Here is a 6054-nt window from a genome sequence, read left to right as displayed (position 1 = left end):
GAACCATCGAAGGCAGTGCCGGCAGATTTACAGTCTGCTCCCTTTGGCCACTCGGGAACCCCTCCAAAATTTCATGCCATTCTTACTACAATTGCTTCTAATGAAACAGGAAAGAATGGTGCCGACTACCGGAATCGAACTGGTGACCTACTGATTACAAGTCAGTTGCTCTACCTACTGAGCTAAGTCGGCATAAGTGGTGCGCATTCTATTGAATGATTTTCTAGGTTGCAATAGCTATTTTAAAAAAAATCGTAAAATTCGACTTTTTAGAATCGATTGCTGCAAAATCATACAAACCTCGCTTTTTAAAGCAAACTTTCGAGCTTTGTCGTTTGCTTTGCTCGGAGCTTGTTGTATGTTCTTGCTCTCTATGAAACCAAGGATAAAAGAGATCCATGAGTCCATTTTTGTCATTTGACCGTGCGGAATGGGCAGAGTTACGTAATTCTGTTCCTATGACACTCTCTGAAGACGACTTAAAAGCGCTTCAAGGCATTAATGAAAACCTCACTATGGAGGAAGCGGTAGAGATCTACCTTCCTTTGTCTCGTCTATTGAATTTATATGTTCAAGCTCGTCAAAGTCGAAACTCTGTCCTACAGGAATTCCTGAATACGGAAGAGCACGCTCCACCATTCGTAATTGGTATTGCGGGAAGTGTTGCTGTAGGAAAAAGCACGACAGCGAGACTTCTTAAAGCCCTGCTTTCTCGCTGGGAGAACCACCCTAAAGTAGCCTTAGTGACAACAGACGGTTTCTTATATCCAAAGAAAGTATTAGAAGATAAAGGCATCATGCATCGTAAAGGCTTTCCCGAGTCTTACGATATCAAACGCTTGGTAGAATTTGTTTCTGATGTAAAAGCTGGCCAGCCGAACTTAGAAGTGCCTGTCTATTCGCATATCACTTACGACATTACAGGCGAAAAGAAAAAAGTGGATCGTCCTGATGTGTTAATCATTGAAGGGCTGAACGTTTTACAGAGCGGTATGGATTATCCGCACGATCCGCATCGCGTATTTGTTTCTGACTTCTTAGATTTTTCTATCTATGTGGATGCAGAAACAGACACCATTGAGCAATGGTATATAGAAAGATTCTTGAAGTTTCGTAGAGGTGCCTTTACTAAGCCAGGCTCTTACTTTAGCCACTATACCCAACTGTCTGTAGAAGAGGCGAAAAATAAAGCTAAAGACATATGGCATTCAATCAACGGGCTGAACTTAGAACACAATATCCTTCCAACTCGTGAAAGGGCTCATCTGATTCTGCATAAAGGCCCAAGCCATTTGGTGGATAAGGTTTCTTTGAGAAAGTAACCTTATCCTTAACGACAGGGCTAGTCATTTTTCCTTAAGGAGATCTCTCCGCCAACATAGGTCTCCAATCCATTTTCAGTTTCAAGCACTACCCCACCTTGCTGGTCGATGCCCTTCACTATGCCATGAATCTCTCTTGGCCCCATCAACAGTTTAACTGAGCGTCCAATAAAATTATCTAAACGATTCCAGCGCTCAACAAAACCTGCCAATCCCGCCATTTCATATTCTTCTAGCGCGTTTTTCCAATGCTCAATTAGCTTTATCGCTAGCTGAGTGCGGTCAATCAAAACACCATCACTCACTTGGTTCAGAGTCGTCCAAGGTTGATCAATTTCTGGCTGCATGTCTGGCATTCCGATATTTAAACCCATGCCGATCACCAAATGCGCAGCTCCACCGGCCTGACCCGACATTTCCACCAAAATACCCGCCAATTTTTTATCTTGGTAATAGATGTCATTTGGCCACTTCAACTTCACGCCATCAATACCAAGGCTTTCTATTGCCTCTACAGCAGCGATACCAACAACCAAGCTCAAGCCCATCGCTGCGGCCATACCGGCATCCAATCGCCAATACATCGATAAGTAAAGGTTTGTTCCAAAGGGAGATATCCACTGGCGTCCACGCCTTCCTCGCCCATTAGCCTGATACTCTGCAAGACAAACTCGCCCTTTGTCTGACTCATTCACTTTATCAAGCAAGTATTGGTTAGTAGAGTCAATAACCGAGATCAACTCTAATGGCGTCTCTACTTTGGCTTGCAATTGAGTCTCATCGAGCAACTGCAAAGGCTGGGCTAGCTGATAGCCTCGCCCTTGGATACGGTAAATATCCACCCCCCAGTCATTAAGCCCTTTGATATGCTTAGCAATGGCAGCTCGAGAGATACCTAATTCCTGCCCTAGCGCTTCTCCTGAATGGAAATCTCCGTCACTGAGCGCCTTGAGAATATGCAATTTTACTGAGTGTTCTTTTCTCATTGCATTGCCTCAATCTCAGCCAGATTGGTCTCACCCTTGCTATTCATAAAGCGGACTTCATGCTCTAGTTCAATTTGGTATTTATCCCAAACTGTCTTCTTCACTAAAGAAGCCAATGCGACCACATCGCTAGCACTGCAATTGTCTACATTGGTTAATACTAAAGCTTGCAATGGGTTCACCTGAGCCCCATTGACTGACACGCCTTTGAGTCCACATTGGTCAATCAACCAACCAGCCGCAACCTTCATCCCCTCTTTTACTGGGTAAGCCACCATGTTGCTATGTTTCTGAATGAGTTGATCATAATGATCTTGACTGATCACAGGGTTTTTGAAGAAGCTCCCCGCATTGCCCACTTTGGTAGGATCCGGTAATTTTTCCGTACGCACTTGGCATACACGTTCAAAAATAGCGAGTGGGGTAAGCTCTTCTTCTGGAATACTTTGTAGAGGGCCATATTGATTAATAGCTTGCCATTGCTTAGGCAACTTGAGACCAACCGCAGTAATAAAACACTTCTCATATAGTGCATGCTTGAAGATAGAGTCGCGATAACCAAACAAGCACTCTTCGGCACTCATTCGTTTGGTATCAAAACTGGTCAAATCAAGAATGTCGACATATTCACAAATGCCTTGTAGCTCTAAACCATAAGCACCGATATTTTGAATTGGCGCCGAACCCGCGCACCCTGGGATAAGCGCAAGGTTTTCCATGCCACCCATCTCTTGCTTAACACTCCATTCGACCAAATCAGGCCAATCTTCTCCACCCTCAATATGCAGCAAGTAATGCTCATCCGTTTCAGTCACGGTTTTACCCATTAAACGGTTGATGATCACCATGCCTTCATAGTGCTGAGTGAACAGCATATTACTGCCTTTACCTAAGAAGAGCTTAGGTATGTCCTGATAAGCTTTGTCTTGGAAGAGTTGTATAACGTCGTCAACAGATTCAACGATCGCTAAATACGCACAAGTTTGTTCTATACCAAATGTGTGAAAAGCCTTAAGGCTCGCGTGTTTCTTAATTTCCATAGTGGATTTGCAACGCCAGATGAGATTCTCTTAAACTATGAACATTCTACATTAGTTATCTTTTAGCCGCAGTGACAATACCTAGCTCATTAATCATAGAAGTGTCAAATCCGATCAAACTGCCTCTCATCAAGAGGTTGTACAAAGCTCATTACCCCGCAGGGAGAGCAAAGCGAGACGAATTGATCGTAACCGCCACCTTAGAGGGGAGTATCATTGCTTTACTAAGATTGAAGACTATTGAGCAATCACGCCTATTAACAGGTATGCTCGTAGTCCCTGAATACAGAGGGACAGGTGTAGGGAATGCCTTGCTTACTCATTGTGAAAACACAGTTTTCAGCGATGGCGATTATTGCTTTGCTTTTAATCATTTAGAGCACTATTACACTCAACACGGATTCAAAACCATTGATAGCTCTACACTCCCCAACTCTCTAAAAATGGCGTATCTGCGCTATGTAGACAGTGGTAAAGATCTCATTCCAATGCAATTCATTACTTCTGACACTCCAAACAGCGTGGTTTTGTAGCCATAGAATTCATATCTTTGGTAAAATATCAGGTTCGCAATATTGCACTTAATTAAGGTACTCACACCGGTATGATAGTAAGTAGGAACCCATTCGAACAGTTGCCAAGTCTCGCTGTTAAGCCTGAAGACTTCGAAGTTCTGCATGCTGCAGAGACTTTCAGAACTCGTCTTCTTGATGCGATCAGCAAAGCAACGTCGCGAATTTACCTAGTCGCTCTATATCTGGAAGATGATGAAGCTGGCCGTGAAATCTTCACAGCGCTCTATGAAGCGAAACAGCGCAATCCTGGATTGAACATCAATATCTGTGTAGATTGGCACCGAGCGCAACGAGGTCTTATTGGTGCAGAGTCATCAGAAGGCAACGCAGCACTTTACAAAGCGTTCGCGAAGAAATACCAACACTCTATTCCCGTCTATGGAATTCCAGTGCGTGGAAGGGAAGTCTTTGGAGTACTTCACCTTAAAGGCTTTATCGTTGATGACACCGTGATTTACAGCGGCGCTAGCCTCAATAACGTGTATTTACACTACAACGATCGTTACCGCTTCGACCGCTACCATGTCATTCAGCACAAAACATTAGCTGACTCTATGGTGAGATTCATCCAAGACGAAATGATCGCTCACCCAGCAGTCAACGACCTAGCAGGCAAAGATAAGCCTGAAACAAAAGAAATCAAAGCAGACATCCGCCAACTTCGCTCTTCATTAGCACGCGCTAACTATGAGTTCGAAACTGAGCTCGCTAGCGAAGAAGATGTAAAAGTCACACCGCTTGTTGGCCTGGGCAAACGTCGTAATTTGCTCAATCAAAAAATCGTTAAGCTGCTTGCTGCCGCTCAGAACGAAATTTTCATCTGCACCCCTTACTTTAACTTCCCTAAAGCGATTAATCGCGAAGTGAAACGCGCAATGAAGCGTGGTGTAAAAGTCACTATCGTAGTGGGTGATAAAACGGCAAACGACTTCTATATCTCTCCGGAAGAAGAGTTCAAGACCATAGGTGGCCTACCATATCTATACGAACTCAACTTACGTCGATTTGCGAAAGCCAACGAGGCAAGCATTGCTGCACGCAAACTGTCTATCCACCTTTGGAAGCATGACAATAATAGCTTCCACCTAAAAGGTATCTGGGTTGATAAGCGCTACATGCTGATGACTGGTAATAACTTGAATCCTCGTGCATGGTCTCTAGACCTAGAAAATGGTCTATTAGTGCAAGATAACTACGCGAAGATGACCGACAAGTTTGAGCAAGAAGTTGCAAACATTCTTGAACATACTCAGCTTATCTGTACATATAGACAATTAGAAAAAGTTGAAGACTATCCAGTAAGCGTTCAGAAGTTGGTTCGTAAGATCACACGAATTAAAGCCGATGGCGTGCTTAAACGTATTCTCTAATACGTCTACTTAAGTGATAAGGAAGCCCAGTATGAAAATACTGGGCTTTTTTTGTTACTTAATCAGGGTTTAGTAAACCATTATAGAGAGCAAACAGTAAGCACTCTACCCTATCTCAGCAACACCAAAGAGCGTTGCTGTCCACTTACCCCTGCCCTAAAAAGACCATTAACCTATGGCCTCAAATTACTTTAGAAAGGAATAGTTAGACGAGCCAACGAGTAAGCAGACGTTTAGTATTTCCTAGCTTCGACCTTTCTATCGAGAGACTTGAGCACTTTACGCGGGAGGGCTAAGCGATAACTCCAAGGATTCAATTTTTTTCTGTTTCAGATAAAGAACAACTAGGAAAAGAGGCAGAAACGAAAAGACTCCGGCATTTCTGCTAGAGCCTCAAATATTTCACGGGTTGGACTCAAAGATTAGGGCAGGCTGGCGATCTAATTCCCACTACGCGCTATTTTGATATTAGAGGAATCCGTTGCCCTTCCAATAGGCTGGAGTTCTTTTCTCCAGATACGAAAAAGGCTCTAGTCTTTCGACTAGAGCCTTAAATATGGCAGGGGTGGAGAGATTCGAACTCCCAACACGCGGATTTGGAATCCGCTGCTCTGCCAATTGGAGCTACACCCCTGTAGAAACTACAGCTTATCACATTGTAGATTCAAAAAAACCTCGCAAAAGCGAGGTCTTCGAAATAAGTGGCGGAGCGGACGGGACTCGAACCCGCGACCCCCGGCGTGACAGGCCGGTATTCTAAC

At 43.9% G+C, this 6054-nt stretch carries 5 protein-coding genes and 2 tRNA genes; 3 read left to right on the top strand and 4 right to left on the bottom strand.

The window, feature by feature from the left end; translation table 11 throughout:
* Positions 1-116: 116 nt before the first annotated feature.
* A tRNA-Thr gene (locus tag VCHENC03_RS16915) sits at positions 117-192 on the bottom strand.
* Between the two features lie 206 nt (positions 193-398).
* On the opposite strand from VCHENC03_RS16915, the gene coaA reads away from it, so the two are divergent.
* Positions 399-1322 carry a type I pantothenate kinase gene (gene coaA / locus VCHENC03_RS16920; RefSeq protein ID WP_009705460.1) on the top strand — a complete coding sequence of 308 codons (924 nt, stop codon included), beginning with the start codon at positions 399-401 and terminating at the stop codon, positions 1320-1322.
* A gap of 20 nt (positions 1323-1342) precedes the next feature.
* Here the strand turns inward: coaA and birA are convergent, their stop codons facing one another.
* The gene (gene birA / locus VCHENC03_RS16925; protein ID WP_009705459.1) at positions 1343-2308 is read right to left on the bottom strand and encodes a bifunctional biotin--[acetyl-CoA-carboxylase] ligase/biotin operon repressor BirA; all 966 of its coding nucleotides are present in this window, start codon (positions 2306-2308) and stop codon (positions 1343-1345) included.
* Positions 2305-3348 (bottom strand): UDP-N-acetylmuramate dehydrogenase, encoded by a 1044-nt coding sequence (gene murB, locus VCHENC03_RS16930; RefSeq protein ID WP_009705458.1) that lies wholly within the window; start codon positions 3346-3348, stop codon positions 2305-2307. Before murB ends, birA begins: the two co-directional genes overlap by 4 nt.
* Positions 3349-3449: 101 nt before the next feature.
* Here murB and VCHENC03_RS0125645 point away from each other — a divergent pair, with 101 nt between their 5' ends.
* A complete protein-coding gene (locus tag VCHENC03_RS0125645; protein ID WP_032802505.1) occupies positions 3450-3881 on the top strand; it encodes a GNAT family N-acetyltransferase in 432 nt (143 codons plus the stop codon).
* A gap of 71 nt (positions 3882-3952) precedes the next feature.
* Positions 3953-5293 carry a CDP-diacylglycerol--serine O-phosphatidyltransferase gene (gene pssA / locus VCHENC03_RS16935; protein ID WP_032802504.1) on the top strand — a complete coding sequence of 447 codons (1341 nt, stop codon included), beginning with the start codon at positions 3953-3955 and terminating at the stop codon, positions 5291-5293.
* A gap of 557 nt (positions 5294-5850) precedes the next feature.
* Here the strand turns inward: pssA and VCHENC03_RS16940 are convergent.
* Positions 5851-5927: transfer RNA gene (locus VCHENC03_RS16940), tRNA-Trp, on the bottom strand.
* Between the last annotated feature and the right edge of the window lie 127 nt (positions 5928-6054).

It is taken from the genome of Vibrio sp. HENC-03, from assembly GCF_000305755.2.
In the GTDB taxonomy this organism is placed as follows: domain Bacteria; phylum Pseudomonadota; class Gammaproteobacteria; order Enterobacterales; family Vibrionaceae; genus Vibrio; species Vibrio owensii.
Note: the sequence above shows the minus strand (reverse complement) of the source record. Positions and strands in the feature narration are given on the sequence as shown.

Excerpts from the sequence above, each read along its gene's own strand:
- murB (WP_009705458.1), bottom strand. The coding sequence starts at position 3,348 with ATGGAAATTAAGAAACACGCGAGCCTTAAGGCTTTTCACACATTTGGT.
- birA (WP_009705459.1), bottom strand. The coding sequence starts at position 2,308 with ATGAGAAAAGAACACTCAGTAAAATTGCATATTCTCAAGGCGCTCAGT.
- pssA (WP_032802504.1), top strand. The coding sequence starts at position 3,953 with ATGATAGTAAGTAGGAACCCATTCGAACAGTTGCCAAGTCTCGCTGTT.
- coaA (WP_009705460.1), top strand. The coding sequence starts at position 399 with ATGAGTCCATTTTTGTCATTTGACCGTGCGGAATGGGCAGAGTTACGT.